This window comes from Pseudarthrobacter sp. TE3704 (genome assembly GCF_056279405.1).
Window position 1 is genome coordinate 738,516 of sequence record NZ_JBWCCJ010000002.1, and the last position, 20,612, is coordinate 759,127.

Annotated in this window: 17 protein-coding genes and 1 tRNA gene; 9 read left to right on the plus strand and 9 right to left on the minus strand. The window is 65.7% G+C overall.

The genetic code is table 11. From position 1 onward, the window contains the following. Window position 1: 1 nt before the first annotated feature. Genes thrC through argS form a run of 4 tightly spaced genes read right to left on the minus strand, consistent with a single transcriptional unit; the run spans window position 2 to window position 5,556 of the window. A complete protein-coding gene (gene thrC / locus ACZ9BC_RS07430; protein WP_079597661.1) occupies window positions 2–1,108 on the minus strand; it encodes a threonine synthase in 1,107 nt (368 codons plus the stop codon). Then, window positions 1,109–2,425 carry a homoserine dehydrogenase gene (locus ACZ9BC_RS07435; RefSeq protein WP_079597660.1) on the minus strand — a complete coding sequence of 439 codons (1,317 nt, stop codon included), beginning with the start codon at window positions 2,423–2,425 and terminating at the stop codon, window positions 1,109–1,111. Further along, entirely contained in the window at window positions 2,426–3,901 is a 1,476-nt protein-coding gene (lysA, locus tag ACZ9BC_RS07440; protein ID WP_476245350.1) for a diaminopimelate decarboxylase, read from the minus strand. Between the two features lie 5 nt (window positions 3,902–3,906). Further along, window positions 3,907–5,556, minus strand: coding sequence for an arginine--tRNA ligase (gene argS / locus ACZ9BC_RS07445; protein WP_115525459.1), 1,650 nt, complete (start codon window positions 5,554–5,556; stop codon window positions 3,907–3,909). 172 nt (window positions 5,557–5,728) lie between these two features. Here argS and ACZ9BC_RS07450 point away from each other — a divergent pair, with 172 nt between their 5' ends. The 4 genes from ACZ9BC_RS07450 (at window position 5,729) to ACZ9BC_RS07465 (ending at window position 8,811) form a co-directional block, all read left to right on the plus strand. After that, window positions 5,729–6,205 (plus strand): FMN-binding protein, encoded by a 477-nt coding sequence (locus ACZ9BC_RS07450; protein ID WP_115525458.1) that lies wholly within the window; start codon window positions 5,729–5,731, stop codon window positions 6,203–6,205. A 3-nt stretch (window positions 6,206–6,208) separates the two neighbouring features. Next, the gene (locus ACZ9BC_RS07455) at window positions 6,209–7,081 is read left to right on the plus strand and encodes an FAD:protein FMN transferase (protein WP_476245351.1); all 873 of its coding nucleotides are present in this window, start codon (window positions 6,209–6,211) and stop codon (window positions 7,079–7,081) included. Continuing rightward, complete coding sequence (locus ACZ9BC_RS07460) at window positions 7,078–8,622, plus strand: ferredoxin--NADP reductase (protein WP_476245352.1); 1,545 nt, start codon at window positions 7,078–7,080, stop codon at window positions 8,620–8,622. Before ACZ9BC_RS07455 ends, ACZ9BC_RS07460 begins: the two co-directional genes overlap by 4 nt. Before the next feature lie 113 nt (window positions 8,623–8,735). Next, a tRNA-Arg gene (locus tag ACZ9BC_RS07465) sits at window positions 8,736–8,811 on the plus strand. A gap of 102 nt (window positions 8,812–8,913) precedes the next feature. Here the strand turns inward: ACZ9BC_RS07465 and ACZ9BC_RS07470 are convergent. Then, window positions 8,914–10,353 carry an HNH endonuclease signature motif containing protein gene (locus ACZ9BC_RS07470; protein ID WP_476245353.1) on the minus strand — a complete coding sequence of 480 codons (1,440 nt, stop codon included), beginning with the start codon at window positions 10,351–10,353 and terminating at the stop codon, window positions 8,914–8,916. 139 nt (window positions 10,354–10,492) lie between these two features. On the opposite strand from ACZ9BC_RS07470, the gene ACZ9BC_RS07475 reads away from it, so the two are divergent. From ACZ9BC_RS07475 to ACZ9BC_RS07485, 3 genes are all read left to right on the plus strand, one after another. Continuing rightward, window positions 10,493–10,930, plus strand: coding sequence for a hypothetical protein (locus ACZ9BC_RS07475; RefSeq protein WP_476245354.1), 438 nt, complete (start codon window positions 10,493–10,495; stop codon window positions 10,928–10,930). Between the two features lie 336 nt (window positions 10,931–11,266). Next, window positions 11,267–12,319 (plus strand): M4 family metallopeptidase, encoded by a 1,053-nt coding sequence (locus ACZ9BC_RS07480; RefSeq protein WP_476245355.1) that lies wholly within the window; start codon window positions 11,267–11,269, stop codon window positions 12,317–12,319. Window positions 12,320–12,379: 60 nt separating this feature from the next. Next, window positions 12,380–12,703 (plus strand): protealysin inhibitor emfourin, encoded by a 324-nt coding sequence (locus tag ACZ9BC_RS07485; protein ID WP_079597653.1) that lies wholly within the window; start codon window positions 12,380–12,382, stop codon window positions 12,701–12,703. A 68-nt stretch (window positions 12,704–12,771) separates the two neighbouring features. Here ACZ9BC_RS07485 and ACZ9BC_RS07490 read toward each other — a convergent pair whose 3' ends face one another. Next, window positions 12,772–13,740: a GlxA family transcriptional regulator gene (locus tag ACZ9BC_RS07490; RefSeq protein WP_476245356.1), complete on the minus strand. Its 969-nt coding sequence runs from the start codon at window positions 13,738–13,740 to the stop codon at window positions 12,772–12,774. An 81-nt stretch (window positions 13,741–13,821) separates the two neighbouring features. Between ACZ9BC_RS07490 and ACZ9BC_RS07495 the strand changes: the two genes are divergently transcribed. Continuing rightward, window positions 13,822–13,989, plus strand: coding sequence for a hypothetical protein (locus ACZ9BC_RS07495; protein ID WP_275726781.1), 168 nt, complete (start codon window positions 13,822–13,824; stop codon window positions 13,987–13,989). Between the two features lie 69 nt (window positions 13,990–14,058). Then, window positions 14,059–18,033: an ATP-dependent RNA helicase HrpA gene (gene hrpA, locus ACZ9BC_RS07500; protein WP_476245357.1), complete on the plus strand. Its 3,975-nt coding sequence runs from the start codon at window positions 14,059–14,061 to the stop codon at window positions 18,031–18,033. A gap of 48 nt (window positions 18,034–18,081) precedes the next feature. Here hrpA and ACZ9BC_RS07505 read toward each other — a convergent pair whose 3' ends face one another. From ACZ9BC_RS07505 to ACZ9BC_RS07515, 3 genes are read right to left on the minus strand one after another with little or no spacing between them, the layout of a single operon-like run. After that, complete coding sequence (locus ACZ9BC_RS07505; protein WP_476245358.1) at window positions 18,082–18,510, minus strand: HIT family protein; 429 nt, start codon at window positions 18,508–18,510, stop codon at window positions 18,082–18,084. Then, a complete protein-coding gene (locus ACZ9BC_RS07510) occupies window positions 18,507–19,646 on the minus strand; it encodes an NAD(P)-dependent alcohol dehydrogenase (RefSeq protein WP_476245359.1) in 1,140 nt (379 codons plus the stop codon). The genes ACZ9BC_RS07505 and ACZ9BC_RS07510 overlap by 4 nt, the downstream gene beginning before the upstream one ends. Beyond that, window positions 19,643–20,539, minus strand: coding sequence for a sulfurtransferase (locus tag ACZ9BC_RS07515; protein WP_476245360.1), 897 nt, complete (start codon window positions 20,537–20,539; stop codon window positions 19,643–19,645). Before ACZ9BC_RS07515 ends, ACZ9BC_RS07510 begins: the two co-directional genes overlap by 4 nt. Window positions 20,540–20,612: the final 73 nt, after the last annotated feature.

Here is a 20,612-nt window from a genome sequence, read left to right on the forward strand (position 1 = left end):
GTTATTTTTCTTCCAGTCCCAGTTCAGCAGCAACGGTGACAACGTCGTTGGAAACCTTGACCGGCTGCACGTCGCTTCCATCCTCGGTGCGCAGGGCCCACTGGGGGTCCTTGAGGCCGTGGCCGGTGACGGTGATGACGATGGTTTTGCCCGAGGGAACTTCACCCGCGGCGTGCTTTTTCAGCAAACCTGCCACGCCGGCGGCCGAGCCGGGCTCCACGAAGACGCCTTCACGGGAGGACAGCCAGCGGTGCGCGTTGAGGATTTCCTCATCGGTGACGGCATCAATCAACCCGCCGGATTCGTCGCGGGCGCCGATGGCGCCATCCCAGGAAGCGGGGTTGCCGATGCGGATGGCCGTGGCGATGGTGTCAGGTTCCGTGATGGGGTGGCCCGCGACAAAGGGCGCGGCACCCGCTGCCTGGAAGCCCCACATAGCGGGCGTCTTGGTGGAAACCGCGGGAAGCGTGCCGGCCGTCGCGGACTCGAACGGCGCGGAGTACTCCTTGTAGCCCTTCCAGTAAGCGGTGATGTTGCCGGCGTTGCCCACCGGAAGAACGTGGATATCAGGAGCATCGCCCAGCGCGTCCACGATCTCGAAAGCGCCGGTTTTCTGGCCCTGGATGCGGGCGGGGTTGACGGAGTTCACCAGGAAAACCGGGTAGGACTCCCCCAGCTTCCGGGCGATGTCCAGGCAGTTGTCGAAGTTGCCGTCCACCTGCAGGAGCGTGGCGCCGTGCGCGATGGCCTGGCTGAGCTTGCCCATGGAGATCTTGCCTTCGGGCACCAGGACGGCGCACTTCAGGCCGGCCGCGGTGGCGTAGGCAGCAGCGGAGGCGGAGGTATTGCCGGTGGAGGCGCAGACAACGGCCTTGGCACCGGACTCGACGGCGGCCGTCATGGCCATGGTCATGCCGCGGTCCTTGAAGGAGCCGGTGGGGTTCATGCCCTCCACCTTGAGGTAAACCTCGGAACCAGTGAGTTCGGAAAGCTTCTGCGCGTGCACCAGCGGGGTGCCGCCCTCGCCCAGGGTGATGACCCGGGTGGATTCCGTCACGGGCAAACGGTCAGCGTATTCGCGGATAACGCCGCGCCATTGGTGAGCCACTTAGACTCCTTCTACCCGCAGAACGGATGTAACTGAATTGATGACGTCCAGGCCCTTCACGGCCTCGACGGTGGCCGCGAGGGCAGCCTCTGACGCGCGGTGGGTAACGATCCGCAGTTCCGCGGATTCCACGTTGGACTCCGCATCGCGGTGGATGGTCTGCCGCATGATTTCGATGGAGACGCCGTTTTCGGCAAAGATCTGTGCGATCTTGGCCAGGACGCCGGGCTGGTCGGCAACATCCAGGCCGATGTAGTAGCTGGTCACGGCCGCGTCGATGGGCAGCGCCGGAACATGCCCGGTGGTGGTCTCCGTGCGCTGCGGTCCGCCGAGGACCAGGCGCCGCGCCGCGGAGACGAGGTCGCCTAACACCGCGGACGCGGTGGGGGTACCGCCGGCACCCTGGCCGTAGAACATCAGCTCGCCCGCGTTTTCGGCCTCGATGAACACGGCGTTGAAGGCACCGCGCACGGCGGCCAGCGGGTGTTCACGCGGCAGCAGGGTGGGGTGGACACGGACGGACACGCCCTCGTTGCCGTCGGCATCCGTGAGCTTCTCGGCGATTGCCAGGAGCTTGATGACGAAGCCGGCGTCCTTGGCCGCGGCGATGTCCGCGGCGCTGACCTTCGTGATGCCTTCGCAGTGGACGTTTTCCAGGGCGAACCGGGTGTGGAAGGACAGCGTGGCCAGGATGGCGGCCTTGGCCGCGGCGTCGTGGCCTTCGACGTCGGCCGTGGGGTCCGCTTCCGCGTAGCCGAGGCGCTGGGCTTCCGCCAGGGCGTCGGCGAACTGGGCCCCGGTGGAATCCATCTGGTCCAGGATGAAGTTGGTGGTTCCGTTAACAATGCCCAGCACGCGGGTGATCCGGTCGCCGGAAAGGCTGTCCCGGATGGGGCGCAGGATGGGGATGGCGCCGGCAACGGCAGCTTCGTAGGAGAGCTGCACGCCGGCCTTGTCGGCTTCCTCGTAGAGGGTGGGGCCGTCCTGGGCCAGCAGGGCCTTGTTGCCGGTGACCACGCAGGCGCCGTTGCTCAGCGCGGAAAGGATGAGCGTGCGGGCCGGCTCGATTCCGCCCATCAGCTCGATCACCAGATCGGCGTCCTTGACCAGCGTCTCGGCGTCGGTGGTGAACAGGTCCTGCGGCAGCTCAACGTCGCGCTTGGAATTAACGTTGCGCACGGCGATGCCGCTGAGCTGGAGGCGGGCTCCGGTGCGGGCGGCCAGGGCGTCGGCGTCCTCAATGAGAATCCGCGCAACCTGGGCCCCAACGTTGCCACAGCCCAGCAGGGCCACTTTCAGGGTTCGCAATTCCGTCATTCAGACTCCCATGTCGCGGTTCAGCAGATCTTCTTCGGTTTCCCCGCGGACAATCAGCCGGGCAGATCCGTCGCGCACCGCGACAACGCCCGGCCGGGCCAGATAGTTGTAGTTGCTCGAGAGGGCCCAGCAGTAGGCGCCGGTCCCCGGTACAGCAAGCAGATCACCGGCTGCCACGTCCTCGGGCAGATATACATCTCTAACAACTATGTCGCCGCTCTCGCAATGTTTGCCCACCACGCGGGACAGCTGCGGGGCCGCGGCCGACGTGCGGGATGCGAGAATTGCCGAGTAATCCGCGTCGTAGAGCACCGGGCGGGCGTTGTCGCTCATGCCGCCGTCCACTGAAACATAGCGGCGCGGATACGTAACGTTGTTACCGTCCTCACGTCCGCCGGCAGCGGCCGGAGCGTCGACGCGCACCGTCTTCAGGGTGCCCACCTCATACAACGTGAAGGTCGTGCTGCCCACGATGGCACGTCCGGGTTCAATGGAGATCCGCGGCGACTCAATGCCCAGCTCAGCGCAGGTTGAACGCACGACGGCGGCCATCGCCGTCGCGATGTCCGCGGCGGGGCGTGGGGTGTCCACCGGGGTGTAGGCGATCCCGTAGCCGCCGCCGAGGTCGAGCTCCGGCATCAGGATGGAGTACTTTTCCTGCATCGCAGCGAGGAAACGGAGCAGCTTCTCCGCCGCCAGCGCAAAGCCGTCCGGTTCAAAGATCTGGGAGCCGATGTGGCAGTGCAGGCCCAGGAGGTCGATGCCGGGATGCGCCGATGCCGCCGCCACCGCTTCTTCGGCCGCCGACAGGCCGGCCTGCTCAGTGGTGTCGGCTGCCATGGAGAGTCCGAATTTCTGGTCCTCGTGGGCGGTGGCGATGAATTCGTGGGTGTGGGCGTGGACGCCCGGGGTGAGGCGCAGCATGACCTTCGCCTGCTCACCGCGGGACTGGGCAATGTCACCCACCCGGACGAGCTCGGACAGGCTGTCCACCACGATCCGGCCAAGTCCCATGTCGAGCGCACGGTTCAGCTCGGCGTCGGACTTGTTGTTTCCGTGCAGCGCCACCCGCTCCCCCGCGATACCGGCGCGGGCGGCAACTGCAAGCTCGCCACCGGAGGCGGTGTCCAGGCAGAGCCCTTCCTCCTCCACCCACTTCACCACGGCACTGCACAGGAAGGACTTTCCGGCGTAGTACACATCCACGCCGCCGCAGATATCAGCGAAGGCAGCGTCGAAGGAATCCTTGAAAGCGCGGGCCCGGGCGCGGAAGTCGGCCTCGTCCATGACGAACAGGGGCGTGCCGAACTGCTGCTTCAGCTCGGACACTGACCGCCCGCCGACGGTGAGTTCGCCGAGGTGGTTGCGCTGCACGCTTCCTGCCCACATCGGCTCCTGCAGGGCATTCAGGTCAGCAGGAACTGCCAGCCACTCCGGCGCCAGCGGGGATGCGGTGTTTCCGGTCTGCGCAGACATTGCCGTCACATCCGTTCCGGCGCCGAAACGCCAAGCAGGTCGAGGCCATTGGCGAGTACCTGGCTGGTGGCATCGTTGAGCCACAACCGGGTGCGGTTGACGTCGGTCACCTCTTCATCGCCCATGGGCGCGATGCGGCAGGCGTCATACCAGCGGTGGTAGGCGCCGGCGATGACTTCGAGGTGGCGGGCAACGCGGTGCGGTTCGCGCAGCTCCGCAGCCTTGGCGACGATCGAGGGGTAGCTGCCCAGGTGGGAGAGCAGCTCGTTCTCCGTGGCGTGGTCCAGCTGGGACGCGTCGAAGGCAGAACGGTCCACTCCCGCGGCCACGGCGTTGCGGGCTGCACCGCGCGAACGGGCATGGGCGTACTGCACATAAAACACCGGGTTCTCGTTGCTGTGCTTCTTGAGCAGCTCCGGATCAAGGGTGAGCGGCGAGTCGGCCGGGAACCGGGCCAGGGAGTAGCGGACGGCGTCCTTGCCCAGCCAGTCGATCAGGTCCTTGAGCTCGATGATGTTCCCGGCGCGCTTGGACAGTTTGGCCCCGTTGACGGACACCAGCTGGCCGATCAGCACTTCAATGTTCTTCTCCGGATCGTCCCCGGCACAGGCGGCAATGGCCTTCAACCGGTTGATGTAGCCATGGTGGTCGGCGCCAAGCAGGTAGATCTTCTCGGTGAAACCACGGTCCTTTTTGGACAGGTAGTAGGCAGCGTCCGCGGCGAAATAGGTGGGCTCGCCGTTGGCGCGGATCATCACGCGGTCCTTGTCGTCCCCAAAGTCCGTGGTCCGCAGCCAGACGGCGCCGCCGTCGTCGAACACGTGGCCCTGCTCGCGAAGTCGGGCAACGGCACTTTCGATCGCACCGGCGTCGTGCAGTTCCTGCTCCGAGAAGAAGACGTCGAACTCGACGCCGAAATCCGCAAGCGTGGCCTTGATGTCCTTCATCTGCGCCTTGTAGGCGGCAGAGCGGATCACCGGGAGCGCGGCAACTTCGGTGAGTTCGCGGATGTCCGGGTGCTCGGTGAGGACTTCATGGCCCAGGTCCGCGATGTACTGGCCCGGGTAGCCACCCTCCGGTACCGGGCGGCCGTGCAGGCGGGAGTAGACGGAGTTGGCGAAGACGTTCATCTGGGAGCCGGCGTCGTTGATGTAGTACTCAGCCGTGACATCCGCACCTGAGGCCCGCAGCACGCGGGCAATGGAGTCGCCGAGGGCGGCCCAGCGGGTGTGCCCAATGTGGAGGGGCCCGGTGGGGTTCGCGGAGACGAATTCCATGTTCACGGTGTGGCCGGCGAGCGCGGAATTGGTTCCGTACTGGGTGCCCGCTTCAACGATCATCCGGGCGAGGGCACCGGCGGCGGCGGCGTCAACGGTGATGTTGAGGAAGCCGGGTCCGGCGATTTCCACCCCGGCAACGCCGTCGATGGCCTTCAGGCGCGTGCTCAGGACGGTTGCGAATTCGCGCGGGTTGGTGCCCGCCTGCTTGGCCAGCTGCAGCGCGATATTCGTGGCCCAGTCGCCGTGGTCCCGGTTCTTGGGCCGCTCCACGCGTACCTCATCAGGCAGAGCTGATGCTGAAAGGGCAATGTCACCGGTGGCGACGGCGTCTTTCAGGCAGGCGGATATGGCGAGGGAGAGTTCTTCGGGAGTCACCCCTCTAGACTACCGGGGGCCGCTGACAGCAAAGAATTGGGGCTGGTCCGGCGACCTAGGCATTCCACAGGGAATCCACAAGCCGGCTACAAGTTGAACCAATACGCTGGTTTCAGCGTTGACTCCAGCGTAAGCACCGTCCCGAACACTTAACCGAAATGAGAGCCTTTTTATGAGACCGTCAGTCCGCAAGAGTGTTTACGCCGGCATCGCCGGCCTGTCCCTCGCCGGAACCGTGGCCGGCTGCGCGCCATCCGCTACTGAAAGCGTCCCCGTGTCCACCGGTGGCGCCACGTCGGAAACCGCGGCCGCCACGCCGTCGGCGGCCGCATCTTCCCTGGCCGGCAGCGGCTCCAGCTACAAGGACGGAACCTACAGCGCCGATGGGAACTACGTTTCCCCCAACGGCACCGAGACCGTGGGAGTGCAGCTGACTCTTGCTTCGGGCACTGTGACGGACGTCCAGATCACCCAGCACCCCTCCAACCCCAACACCCGCAAGTTCCAGGGCGAGTTTGCCGGCGGCATCGCCTCCCAGGTGGTGGGCAAGAGCATTGACGAGCTCAAGGTCTCCAAGGTTGCCGGTTCATCCCTTACCAGCGGAGGCTTCAACCAGGCAGTGGAACAGATCAAGTCGGAGGCGCAGTAGGCGGTGCCGGGCGGGAACTGGCAGGATTTCGTGTTCGACGGGATTGGCACGCGTTGGGAAATCTCAACACCGCTCCCGCTCGGACCGTCCCTGCGGGCACGCCTCCTGGCCAGGGTGGAAAAGTTCGACGCCGACTGGTCCCGTTTCCGGAGCGATTCCTTAGTGACCGCGATGGCCCGGGAACCTGGCCGCTATGACTTCCCTGCGGAAGCGGACCAGCTCGGAGAGCTCTACCGGACGCTGTACCGGCTGTCCGGTGGTGCGATGACGCCGCTGATCGGAGCCAGCCTGGAACGCCTGGGCTACGACGCGGACTATTCGCTTCGGCCTGCCGGTACCGCCTTGCCGGCGCCGGCCTGGGACACCGTCCTGGACTGGACCGGGACTGCCATCACGGCCCACGCTCCCGTTGTGCTGGACATTGGCGCTGCCGGCAAGGGCTTGCTGGTGGACCTGCTCGCTGCTGAATTGGAGGCTGACGGCGTCGACTCCTATGTCATCGACGCCAGCGGGGACCTCCTGGCGCACGCCGCGGGGCCGATGCAGGTGGGTTTGGAACACCCGTACAACCCTGAGCAGGCGATCGGGATTGTCCAACTGGAAGGCCGTTCGCTGTGCGCTTCGGCCGCAAACCGCCGCGCCTGGGGCGACGGACTGCACCACGTGCTGGACGGGATGACCGGACAGCCCGTCCGGACCGCCGTCGCCAGCTGGGCAATGGCGGACACTGCCGTACTGGCCGACGCGCTGGCAACGGCGCTCTTCTTCGTACCCGGGTCAGAGCTCCAGGAGACGTTCCGGTTCTCGTGGCTGACGGTGTTTTCCGATGGAAGTGCCGCCTACTCGGAAGAATTTGAAGGGACACTGTTCACATGAGCCCTGTTGAAACGCCGAAGACCGGTCCGGCTCCCTCCGTCGCAGGCCGCCTGGACACCATGCTTGGCCGGTTCACGATGTACCGGCTCATCCTGCTGGTCCTCGCAGCCCTGGCCGCCTACAGCCTTCTGTTGGATGTCCTCGGCTGGCTGACGTTCGGAATCCCCGAGATGCTGGCGCACCTGGTGCTCTGCCTTGGCCTGACATACGCCTCCAACCGAGTACTGGCGGCGCTTTTCCGGGTGCGTCCGCATTCGGAGTCCTCACTGATCACCGGGCTGCTGCTCTATTTCCTGTTCTGGCCCTCGTTCCAGGCTCTGGACGTGGCCGGTGTGGCGCTGGCGTGTGTGCTGGCGTCGGCGTCGAAATATGCGCTTGCCTGGCGCGGCCGGCACATCTTCAATCCTGCCGCCGCCGGCGCCTTTGTTGCCGGCCTTACGGGACTGAACATTGCCACGTGGTGGGCGGCCACCCCGGCAATGCTGTGGCTGCTGGTTCCGGGCGTGCTCCTGGTCCTGTACCGGACGCGGAAATTCCTGATGGCCGCGGTATTTACTATTGTTGCCACATCCATCATCACCGTGGAGCTTCTCCGCGCGGGGATGACGGCGGGCATGGGCATTTACCAGGCGCTGGCCCAGCGGCCGCTGCTCTTCTTTGTAGGTTTTATGCTCACGGAGCCCCTGACATTGCCGCCGCGCCGGTGGCAGCAACTGGCACTGGCAGCCGTGGTGGGTGCGGTGTTTGCGGTGCCCTACAACCTGGGTTTTATTGCCAACTCGCCCGAGGCAGCCCTGCTGCTGGGCAATCTCCTGGCTTTCCTGGTGGGCCAGCGCGGGGGCGTGAAGCTGCGGTTTGCAGGCAGCCGCCAACTGACCCCCAGCACCACCGAGTTCTCGTTCGAGCCGGCCAGGGCCGTGCGGTTCCTTCCGGGCCAGTACATGGAGCTGGACCTGCCGCACGCGAAGTCTGACGGGAAAGGACGACGCCGGGTGTTCAGCCTGACTGGTTCGCCTACGGAACGCCTCGTGAAGTTTGGTGTGCGGACCGCCGAGCCGCTGTCCGCCGCTAAAAAAGTCCTCCTCGCCCTAAAGCCTGGCGACGAGCTGGCCGCCACGTCCGTGGGCGGCGATTTCATCCTGCCCGGCGACCCCGGCAAGCCTGTCCTGCTCATCGCGGCCGGAATCGGCATCACTCCCTTCCTCTCCCATCTGGCGTCCGGCCAACTGCGGGAGCGCGACGCTTTAATGCTTCTTTTGGCCAGGAGCGCCGACGAGGTGGCCTACGCGGACGAACTCAAGGCTTCCGGCGTCCGGGTCCTGGTTCATCTCGCGGACGGTTCAGAGCCACCGGCTGGAATGGCCGCCGTTTCGGGTCGTGGCGGACGACTGGACGGGGAGACTCTTGGCCAGCTTGTGCCGGACATCGCCGCCCGGGACGTCTACATCTCCGGTTCGCCTGCCAGTGTGGCTTCGCTTCGCCGTGCTGCACGGAAAGCGGGCGCCCGCCGGGTCCATGTGGACTCTTTTTCCGGCTACTGATTGCCGCCATATATTGGCTGCCGGACGGACGGGAGTGGGTCGATTTTCCCTTGCAGGCCACCTTACTGCTAAGCTCTAGGACGTCCCGCCAGCAACGGCAGGAACCCCGGATTGCCCTCGTAGCTCAGGGGATAGAGCGTCTGCCTCCGGAGCAGAAGGTCGTAGGTTCGAATCCTATCGAGGGCACCATATGAAGCACCCCGGTCTGTTGACCGGGGTGCTTTCCTTTTGCCCCTGGCTAAACCCAAGCGTTTTGCGTTATCCAGCTGACTTCGAGCTCAATTCTGCCCGTTAGGCGTCACACGTCTCGAATGCCAACGAGAGGTGCCAGTCGGGGTCCGGGTCCCGTGGCAGCCAGACGTCCGGAACCCCTGGGTCTTCAGGCACGTCCCGGTCGTCCGGCAGATCAAGCAGCGCCAAGTCTTCAGGCAGATCAATCCATCCTGGGGGCTTCACATCCTCTGGCAGCTCAAGCCATCCCGGCAAACCCGGGTCTTCAAGCAGCTCCAGATCCTCAAGCACAGCCAACTCGTGCAAACGGTCCCCGGGCAGCACGTCAGGCTCGGACTGCCTGTCAGCCAACCACTCAGGCCACTCGGGTGGTTCCCAGTCGGGGTGTTCGCTGTGATATTTGCGGCCCGTGGGCGAGGTCCAGCCGGGCGGTTGATCTTTGGTGGCCGGTGATGGTGTCCAGGCGCTGTTGTGCTTGAGCCGGTGGTGTTTGGGGCAGAGTTGTGCCAGGTTGTTGATTCCGGTGTCCCCGCCGTGCTGCCAGGCTGTGAGGTGGTCAGTGTCGTTGTCCAGGCTGTGGTTGTTGCAGCCGGGGAAGGTGCATCTGCCATCACGAAGGCGGAGTGCCTGTTTCATGGCGTTGGTGAGCCGGTAGCTGGTGCGGCCGATCTCCAAAGGTGCCCCGTCCCGCGGGTCTACCAAGACCCGGTAGAAGGAGGTTGCCCCGTCCGCGACCAGTTTCCGGGCCATCGACGCCGGGATGGGGCCGTGGCCATCGAGGATGGCGGGTTCGTCGGTGAGGCCGAGCAGCGCGAACACCGGGACAGTGATCAGCACGTCCGTCCGAGGGGCCGGTACTTTTCCGGCGAGGGGGCTGGCGGGTCCTGTGCTGCCGGCATTGTCACTGCCCGGATTATTGCTGCGCGGATTGTCACTGCCCGGATTGTGGTCGGTGCCGTTGTTGTCCTGGGCGCCGGGGGTGCCGTTCGCGGGGATGTCCTCGTCGGTTGGGTAGTGGTCGCTGTCCGGGATGCCCAGATGCGCGGCTGCTTCGTCCGAGCCGACGAGCGTGGCGAGCCCGATGAAGGCCTCGGGGAGCTGTTCATCAATGCCAGCCTGGTCCTGGCTGCGGGTGTGGGGTTGGCCGCTGCCTGCTGTGTCCGCGCCAGCCAAGGTGGTGCGCGTGAGGAGGCGGTGGGCCAGGACGTCGGCGCGTCGTTGGGGCAGGGTCCGGGTCTCGTGAGGTCCCTGAAGGCCGCGTGCCATGGCGGTGGTGCTGTTCCAGATTGCTGATACGGAGTCGGCGGGCAGGTAGGCGGAGATCCAGGCCATTCCGTTGCGGTCCGGGCAGTGCTCCACCCGCCGGTCGGCCACGCTCTTGGCGTGCCGCTTCTCGAGGGATTCGGGGTGGTGCCGCTCCCGCCAGTTGCGCACCTTGTACCGGAACCGTGCGGGCACCAGGTCCCCGGGCGCGGCTCCCCGTGCCCGGATTCGGCGCATCCGGATCGAAGAAGTGCGCCACCAGCGCGGCGGCAGCGGCGGGGTCCAGGCCCTCGGTCTCGTCGGCGATGATCCGGGCGTGCAGCCATGACACGTTCCCGGCAGCCAGCGCGTCCATGGCCGGCGGCAGCGCAGACAATTGCCGGGACTGACGGACGAACGCCCCCGCGGCCCCCGAACCGATAGTCAGGACACCGGCGATCTCCTCCACGACGGACATCTCAACAAAAACCCGCTCCTGTATAGACGCTTCGGGCGGGATCACCGCCTCCTGCAGTTCAAGGGCCTCGGCGGCGTCCCGCGCCTTAATCGCCGCGACCTGCGCCTCCAACCGGGAAACGAGGCCCATCCGTTTCAGCCGGACCTCATACTGGCGTTCCAGCACATCAACCCCGTCGCCAGCCACAGCGCCAGCAGCACCGGCGCGCAGCGACGCATCCTCAACGAACAGCCCATCAATGGCAGCAACGGAGGCACAAACGCCCACCATCACTGCCGATACAACCGCCCCCTCACCCATACAAACATCATCTACGGAGGCACTGACATTGAGAGCCGACGGAAGTGGCGTCTCTGAGGCGCTGCCCGCAGCGGCGGTCGGCGCAGAAACCAGCCCCACCCCGCCTGCCGCCGCGCCCGCTTCGTTTCCCATGCCAACATCCTCTACGAGGCACTGACATTTTGATCAGTCCTCGGCACCGGATCGGAAGCGCCGGCGGCCGAAACCCTTGCTGCCCACCGCAGGAGGGACCCAGGCACCTCGGAAGGTGCCATGCCATCCAAGGTCAAAGCCGGCGTCGTACTCAGGCAGCTGACACGTAAGAACGCGGACCGTCCTTATCAGCGCGTGCGCCTGCCACGTATTGTCGGTGCCCCCTCGTAGTCTGAATTCACCAAGTTGAGGGGGTACGCCATGCACGTTCCATTCTGTTCCATCGTCCCGCCCTACCTGCTGAGGCGGCTGGCCCGGCAGGATGCGCCGGAATTCTCTGCTGCCGCGAGGGCTGCCCGGGAAGCCCTGGGCCATGTGGAGTCCGTCCACGCATCACGAACCCAGGCAATGCCGGACGCTCCTTCGGGTGTCCGCCAGGCCAAGCCCGGCCCGGCCAACCGCACTATCTATGACGCTGGCGGCTCCGAAAACCTTCCCGGAAAGCTGGTACGCAAGGAGGGAGAAGCGGCCATTGGAGACGCCGCAACCGATGAAGCCTACGACGGGCTGGGGCATACGCACCGCCTCTACGCCGACGTCTTCGGCCGTAACTCCGTTGACGGCCGGGGGCTGCGCCTGGATGCCACCGTGCACTTTGGCGCGCTGTATGACAACGCGTTCTGGGACGGAACCCAGATGGTCTTCGGCGACGGTGACGGAGAGGTCTTCGAGCGGTTCACCGCCTCGCTCAGCGTCATCGGCCACGAGCTTGCCCATGGTGTGACGCAGCATTCGGCGGCCCTCGCATACCGGAACCAGGCAGGGGCCCTGAATGAATCCATGTCTGACGTCTTCGGTGCGCTCGTTGAGCAGTACGTGAAAAACCAGACCACTGCGGAAGCGAGCTGGCTCATCGGCGAAGGGCTTTTTACCGCCGAGGTTGAAGGGGACGCTCTACGTTCCATGAAGGCTCCGGGAACTGCCTACGACGACGATGTGCTGGGTAAGGATCCGCAGCCGGACTCCATGGACTCCTACGTCCGGACCAGTGCGGATAACGGCGGGGTCCACATCAACTCCGGCATCCCCAACCGCGCCTTCTATCTCGTGGCGAATTCGCTGGGCGGAAACGCCTGGGACGCCCCGGGCCTCATCTGGTACGAAACCCTCACGGGAGGCTCCTTGCCCACAACCGCAACCTTCAGCGTCTTCGCACGGGCCACAGCCTCTACTGCCGTAGAGCTCTTCGGATCCGACTCGAAAGAGCATGACGCCGTGCGGCAGGCATGGGAAACTGTGAAGGTCAAGCTTTAACGGATGCCTGGTTGCCGGACTTTCAGCCGCCAGGCTGCATGGAAGCCCAGGAACCAGGCCATGAAGATCAGCGTGGAGCGCACCGGCGGCATAGCGGCGATGACGAGAGTGTGGACCGTGGACGCCCGGTCGGAAAACGCCATAAACCAGTGGCAACCGATCGTGGAAGCCTGCCCGTGGGACGCCGTGCCCCGGACTCCCCGGGCGGCGGCCGCGGAGTTCGCCGGCAACCAGCCTGACCGGTTCATCTACTCCATCCGCGCGGGCGAGCGCCGGGCAGCACTGCCGGAGCGGGCCGTGACGGGCCCCTGGCGGGTGCTCGTGGACCGCACCCGGGCCGCAGCCCAGGAATCCCGGACGGGGCAAGGCAACAGCAACCTGTAGGGCAGTTCGTTAGAGAGATAGGCTGTTCCGGCCCGGTCAGGGGCATGGCTGACCAACGCAGGCCCCGGCTAACCGACCTCAGCCAACTGGCCCCGGAAAGCCCGGCGGTAGGACTGCGGGCTGGTGTCGAGGACCTTGGCAAAGTGGTGCCGCAGCAAAACGGGATGGCCGAAGCCCGCTTCCCTGGCCACCTCGTCAATATTCAGGTCAGTGGATTCCAGAAGTTCCTGGGCGCGGAGCACCCGCTGCGAATTCAGCCACGCAGCGGGCGTGGCTCCCGTTTCCGAGCGGAAGCGCCGGGCAAATGTCCGGGCGGACATGTGCAGCCGGGCAGCCAGTTCATTGACCGTATGCTCACGGTCCAGGTTCTGCACCATCCAGCGCAGCAGTTCCTCCATGGGGGCGGAGCCGCAGGTGGGCATCGGCCGGTCGATGAACTGGGCCTGGCCGCCGTCGCGGTGCGGTGGAACCACCATGTCCCGGGCGATTGCGACAGCCACCTGCGCGCCCAGTTCCACCCGCACCAGGTGCAGGCAGGCGTCGATGCCCGCAGCGGTTCCTGCCGAAGAAATGATGGTGCCGTCCTGGACATACAGGACGTTCTCATTCACGTGGACGTCCGGATAGGCCGCCGCCAGCTCGTTGGAGTAATGCCAGTGCGTGGTGCAGCGCCGCCCATCGAGCAGACCGGCGCGGGCAAGGGCGAAGACTCCGGAACAGATGGACATCACCCACGCACCCCTGGCGTGGGCGGCGCGAAGTGCTTCCAGCACGGACTCCGGCATCTCCTGGTCCCGGCCGTAGGGGGCCATAATGACCAGGTCCGCGTCGCTGGTGGCGTCCAGCCCGAGGCTGACGTTCAGGGAAAGCCCGGATTTCATCTGCACATTCCCGGGAACGGGCGTGCACACGCGGAAGTCGAAGGCCGGGACACCGCTCCCGCGGTCGGACCTGTCGATCCCAAAGACCTCACAGGCGGTCCCGAATTCGAAGATCGAGAAGTTGGGGACCACAATCACAGCGACTGTTTTCAGCATGTATCCATCGTGGCAGGAATTATAGCTTTTTGGGCATTTCTGCCACTGTTTAATTCGCTGCGCCAGGAGAAGCATGGAGTCATGGAAATCTTCGCAACCATCATCGTCATCGTGCTCCTCCTCGTGGCTGCCGCCACCATCGCAGCCCTCCTCCGCGACGGGCGAGGGCACACACCTCCCGTCGAGTCGCACCAGGAATGGTCCGCACTGGACCTTCCCAGCACCAGCTATACCCTCCGCATTTTCTAGAAACGCAAGGAACGCCGCAGGCAGTCGACCCGGGGGTGCCGGCCCCGCCGCAGTAGACTGTCTGCAGCCATGACTTTTCATATCTCCTATCCCGCCGAGCTGCCGGTCTCCGAGCGCCGCGAGGACCTGATGGCCGCCATCGCCGCCAACCAGGTGACCATCATCGCCGGCGAGACCGGCTCCGGAAAAACCACCCAGATTCCCAAGATGTGCCTGGAACTCGGCCTGGGCGAAAACGGCCTGATCGGCCATACCCAGCCCCGGCGGCTTGCAGCCCGCACGGTGGCCGAGCGCATCGCCGAGGAACTGGGGGTGGACATCGGCCAGGAAGTGGGCTTCCAGGTCCGTTTCACGGGCGAGGTCAGCCGCGCCACCAAGGTCAAGCTGATGACCGACGGCATCCTGCTGGCCGAGATCCAGCGGGACAAACTGCTGCGCAAATACAACGCCATCATCATCGACGAAGCCCATGAGCGCAGCCTGAACATCGACTTCATCCTCGGCTACCTCAAGCGGATCCTGCCGCAGCGCCCGGACCTGAAGGTGATCATCACCTCTGCCACCATTGATCCTGAGCGTTTTGCCAACCACTTCGGCACGCCGGAGAAGCCAGCACCCATCATCGAAGTGTCGGGCAGGACCTACCCGGTGGAAATCCGGTACCGCCCGCTCTCGCAGCCAAAGTCGGACGAGGACGATCCCTCCGACGACGAACTCGAGGAGGACCGCGACCCGCTCGATGCAGTCTGCGACGCCGTCGACGAGCTCGCGGCGGAAGCCCCCGGTGACATCCTGGTGTTCTTTTCCGGCGAGCGCGAGATCCGGGACGCGGCGGACGCACTGCAGGCCCGCATCCAGTCCAACCGCAGGCTGGCCGGCACCGAAGTACTGCCACTGTTCGCCCGGCTGAGCCTGCAGGAACAGCACAAAGTCTTCCACCCCGGCAACAAGCGCCGGATCGTGCTCGCCACAAACGTGGCAGAAACATCCCTGACCGTGCCCGGAATCAAGTACGTCATCGACACCGGCACCGCCCGCATCTCGCGGTATTCGCACCGCACCAAGGTCCAGCGGCTGCCCATCGAACGGGTCTCCCAGGCGTCGGCCAACCAGCGGTCCGGGCGCTGCGGCCGTGTTTCCGACGGCATTGCCATCCGCCTCTACTCCGAGGAGGACTTCGAATCCCGGCCCCAGTTCACTGACCCGGAAATCCTGCGGACCAACCTCGCCGCCGTCATCCTGCAGATGACCGCCATGGGTGTTGCCCGCGGCCCGAAGGACGTTGAGAACTTCCCGTTCGTTGAGCCGCCGGAGACGCGGGCAATCAACGACGGCGTCACGCTGCTCCGCGAACTCGGCGCCCTGGCTGCCGCGAAGCCGCAGAACGCAGAAAGTGACGGAAGGACCGCCGACGGCCTCACCGCCGTCGGGCATAAACTCGCCCAGCTCCCCGTCGACCCGCGGCTGGGCCGGATGATTGTGGAAGCCGGAAAGCGGAACTGCGTCCGGGAAGTCATGATCCTGGCTGCGGCGCTCACCATCCAGGACCCGCGCGAGCGGCCCACTGACAAGCAGCAGCTTGCGGCGGAAAAGCACAACCGCTTCAAGGACGAAAATTCGGACTTCACCGGTTACCTGAACCTCTGGAACTACCTGCAGGAGAAGCAGCAGGAGCTGTCCTCGTCGGCGTTCCGGCGCCTGTGCCGTGCCGAATTCATCAACTACCTGCGGGTGCGGGAATGGCAGGATCTGTTCGCCCAGCTGCGGCAGCTGGCCCGCCCGCTGGGCATCAGCCTGGACAACAAGCGCCTCGCCGATCCGGTGGGCAACCATGACGGGATCCACATCAGCCTGCTGTCCGGGCTCCTGAGCCACATCGGCATCCTGGATGAGCGCAAGCGCGAGTACGCCGGAGCCCGCGGCAGCCGGTTCGCAATCTTCCCCGGCTCGGCGCTGTTCAAGAAGTCCCCCACGTTCGTGATGGCCGCCGAGCTGGTGGAAACCAGCCGGCTGTGGGCTCGGGTGGCGGCGAAATTCGATCCTGTCTGGGCCGAGCAGGTGGCGCCGGACCTGGTGAAGCGCAGCTACAGCGAGCCACACTGGTCCACCCGCCAGGGTGCGGTGATGGCGTACGAAAAAGTCACCCTCTACGGTGTGCCCATCATTGCGCAGCGCCGCATCAACTACGGCAAGGTGGACCCTGCCGTCGCCCGCGAGCTCTTCATCAGGCATGCCCTGGTGGAGGGCGACTGGAAGACCCACCACAAGTTCTTCCACCGCAACCGCGCCCTGCTGCACGAGGTGGAGGAGCTCGAGGCCCGGATGCGGCGCCGCGACCTGCTGGTGGATGACGAGACACTGTTCGAGTTCTACGATGCGCGCATCGGACCGGACGTGGTGTCCGAAAGGCACTTCGACAAGTGGTGGAAGGACGCCCGGAAGCAGAACCCGGACCTCCTGGACTACGACAAGTCGCTTCTCCTGAGCGACGATGCAGACGATCTCGACGAGGCCGCATACCCCAAGACCTGGCTGCACAAGGGCTTCGAGCTGCCACTCAGCTACGAGTTCCATCCGGTGGCTCCCGGCTCCCCGCCCAACCCATCCGACGGCGTCACCGCCGAAGTCCCCGTCCTGTTCCTCAACCAGCTGGATGACGCCCCGTTCCGCTGGCTGATACCCGGCCAGCGCGTGGAGCTGGTGACCGCCCTGATTAAGTCGCTGCCGAAGCAGATCCGGAAGAACTTCGTTCCGGCGCCGGACGTGGCGCGCCAGGCGGTGGCTGTCCTTGAGTCGGATTTCGATCCGGCCACCCATGAGCTGGAACCGTCGCTGGAGCTTGCCCTCCGGCGGATCCGCGGCGCCATCATCCCGCCCGGTTCCTGGAACTGGGACGCCGTACCCCCGCACTTGCGCGTCAGCTTCAAGGTGGTGGACAGCAAGGGCAAGGTGCTGGACGAAGGCAAGGACCTCGCGGTGCTACAGGAGCGGCTTGCCCCCGCCACCCGGCGTGCCATTGCCGAATCGTTGGGCGCCACCCCGGCGTCGACGGGCCCCGGCAGCCGGACACCGAATGCCAAGGGGGCCCGCGGGCAGGGCACCGCGAACGACGGCGGCTCCCCCGCAGTGCGGACGTCCGGGCAGGTGCAGGGTGCTTCCGCCGCGGCCGGGTTCAGGGAGCAGGACGGCCTGACGGAATGGAGCTTCGGAACCATCCAGCGGCAAGTCAGCAGCATGGTCAAGGGCCACACCGTCACCGGATACCCGGCACTGGTGGACGAGGGTAAGTCCGTATCCCTTCGCGTGTTCCAGACCCCGGAGGAGCAGCTGGACGCGATGCGCGGCGGTGTCATCAGGCTGCTCGCGCTGCAGGTTCCCGCTCCGGACCGCTACGTCCTGGAGCACCTGAGCAACACCGAAAAACTGACGTTCAGCCAGAACCCGCACGGCTCGGTGTCCGCACTGATCGCTGACTGCGCGCTGGCGGCGATCGACAAACTCACGCCTGCTGAGCTGCCGTGGGACCGGAAGGCCTTCGACAGTCTCTATGAGGTGGTGCGGGCGGAACTGATCGATACAGTCTTCAGTGTGACGGCAGTAGTGGAGCGCATCCTGGCCAGCACCCGCCGCATCGAAAAGCAGCTGAAGGGCACCACCAGCCTGGCGCTGATCAGCGCGCTCAACGATGTAAAGAGCCAACTGGAACAGCTCGTGTATCCAGGCTTTGTAGCACGCACGGGCTACGCCCAGCTCAGCCAGCTGCCGCGGTACCTGACTGCAATCGAGAAACGGCTTGAACGTCTTCCCGGCAACGTGCAGCGTGATGCGCTGAACATGGCAGTGGTGCAGAGGCTTGAGGATGACTACGACGACGCCGTGTCCGCCCTCCTGCCGGGCAAGCGCGCAGGCCGCGAGTTAACCCAGGTGCGCTGGATGATCGAGGAACTTCGGGTGAGCCTCTTCGCCGTCGAACTTGGCACGGCCTATTCCGTGTCCGAAAAGCGCATCCGGGCGGTCCTCAACAAGGCTCTGGCACCCGCCTAGCCGCACTGGACAGGAGGATGTCCCGGCCAACACCGGGACATCCTGCGGTTACGCGGACGGGACGAACTCGCCGTAGCCTGCTGCCCGGAGGCCCTCGCGGAGTTTTTCGGCATTCGCGTCGAGGACAGCCGGATCCGGATTCTGGTCCGCGGTGGCGAAGTTGAACTCCGCCATGCTCCTGGACGGCCATACGTGCAAGTGGAGGTGGTTGATCTCGTAGCCGGCCACAATCAGGCCCGCCCGTGCAGCGTCGAAAACATCCACCTGCACCGCGCCGATCCGGCGGGCGACCTCCATGACCCTGGCGAGGGTTTCCGGGGACGCGTCGGTCCAGCGGTCCACTTCCTCGGTGGGGACCACCAGCGTGTGGCCGTCGGCAAGCGGGCCGGTGGTGAGGAACGCGGACACGTCCGGTTCCCGCCAAACGAACCGGCCGGGAATCTCCCCGTTGAGGATCCTGGTAAAAAGCGTGCTCATGCGTCTGCCTCCTTGGCGGGTGCCTGCAACGTGCTGGTGTCCAGCACGAACCGGTATTTCACGTCCCCTGCGACCATGCGGTCGTAGGCCTCGTTGAGCTTGTCTGCGCCCACCACTTCGATGTCGGCTACAACGCCGTGCTCGGCGCAGAAGTCCAGCATCTCCTGGGTCTCGGCGATCCCGCCGATCAAGGAGCCTGCATAGGCGATCCTGCGCCGGATGAGGGCCCGGGGATTGACGGGAGGCATGGCCTCAGAGGGCAGTCCCAGCTGGAAAAGGGCGCCGTCCACCCGGAGGGTGCGGAACAGCGGGTTCAGGTCGTGCGGGGCGGCGACGGTATCGATGATCAGGTCGATGGTGCGGTTGGCCGCCGCCATGGCGTCTTCGTCCCGGGAGAGGATCACTTCGTCGGCCCCGAGCTCAAGCGCGGCAGGGACTTTGGACTCGGAGGTCGTAAAAACGACCACCTTGGCGCCCATGGCTTTGGCGAGCTTAACCGCCATGTGGCCGAGTCCCCCGAGCCCCACCACGCCTACGACGTCTCCCTCTTCCACGTCGAAGTGCCGCAGCGGGGAGAAGGTGGTAACCCCGGCGCAGAGCAAAGGCGCGACGGCGGCCGGGTCGAGGGATTCAGGGACCCGCACCACGTAGCGGCGGTCCACCACGATGGACGACGAGTAGCCGCCCTGGGTGATGGCGCCGCCGTTCCGGAGGTCTGTGGCACCGTAGGTGCCGGTCATGCCCTTTTCGCAGTACTGCTCCAGGCCGTCCAGGCAGCTGTCGCATTCACGGCAGGAGTCCACGATGCAGCCCACGCCGACCCTCTCGCCCACTCCAAAATCGGTGACACCTGCGCCGACCCGGCTGACGGTCCCTACGATTTCGTGGCCCGGCACCAGCGGATAGGTCTGGCCGCCCCATTCACCCCTCACGGCATGCACATCGGAGTGGCACAGGCCGCAGAATTCGATGGCAATTTCGACGTCGTCCTGCTTGGGGGCGCGCCGGGCGACGGTCAGCGGGACCAAACCGCTGTCACTGGATACTGCGCCATAGGCGGCGGCAAGGACTCCGGCGTCGGAAGCGGAGGTTATGGGTCTGGCGAGGGGCGGCGGTACGGGACGTCCTGGGGTCATAGTGCGACGCTACCCTTGCCGCCGGCCAACTTTCCACCCGACCGGTGCCCGCCGCCGGGTTCCGGGCCGGTGGCTACGGGCAATTCGGCATTGTTGGACCATTCCGAGAAGGAGCCTGGATAGAGGGCAGCCCGAATGCCGGCGACTTCCAGCGCCGCCACCTCGTGGGCCGCCGTCACGCCGGACCCGCAGTAAACAGCAACCGGGATGCCGTCACGCACACCCACCGATTCAAACCTGCGCCGCAATTCTGCCGCAGGCAGGAAGCGTCCGTTCCCATCCACGTTGTCCGACGTCGGCGCGCTCACCGCTCCGGGGATGTGGCCTGCCCGAGGATCAACGGGCTCGATCTCGCCGCGGTACCTCTCCCCCGCGCGTGCGTCGAGCAAAAGTCCGCTGCCCGCCCAGGTGGCGGCAGCAGCGGCGTCGAGCACTGGCATGTTCCCGTCAGCCAAGGTGACGTTCCCGGGCTCCGGCTGCACCGGGCCGGCTTCAACCGGCAGGTCCGCCGCACGCCAGGCGGCGAGGCCGCCGTCAAGAAGGTAGACGTCGGCGAACCCGGCGTTCCGCAGCATCCACCACACCCTGGCGGCGGCCATGTTGGCTGTGTCATCGTAGGCCACCACCACGTCTCCGTCGTTGATCCCCCAGCGCCTCGCTGCCGCCTGGAAGTCGTCCAGTGCCGGCAACGGGTGCCGCCCCCGCTCCGGAACCGGGGGTGCCGCCAGTTCAATGGCGAGGTCCACAAAGACTGCGCCAGGCAGGTGTCCGGCGAGGTAGTGGCGGTGCCCGTGCGGGTCACCCAACGCCCACCGGACATCCAACAGCACGGTGCGCCGGCGGCCATCAGCGAGATGCGCCTGCAGCCCGGCAACATCGATCAGGGGGTTCATGTGCACTCCTTTGGAGGTGGTGAAACCAACGGATCCAACTCTAGGCGGGTAGCCGTTCGGCCGCAGGTAGGCT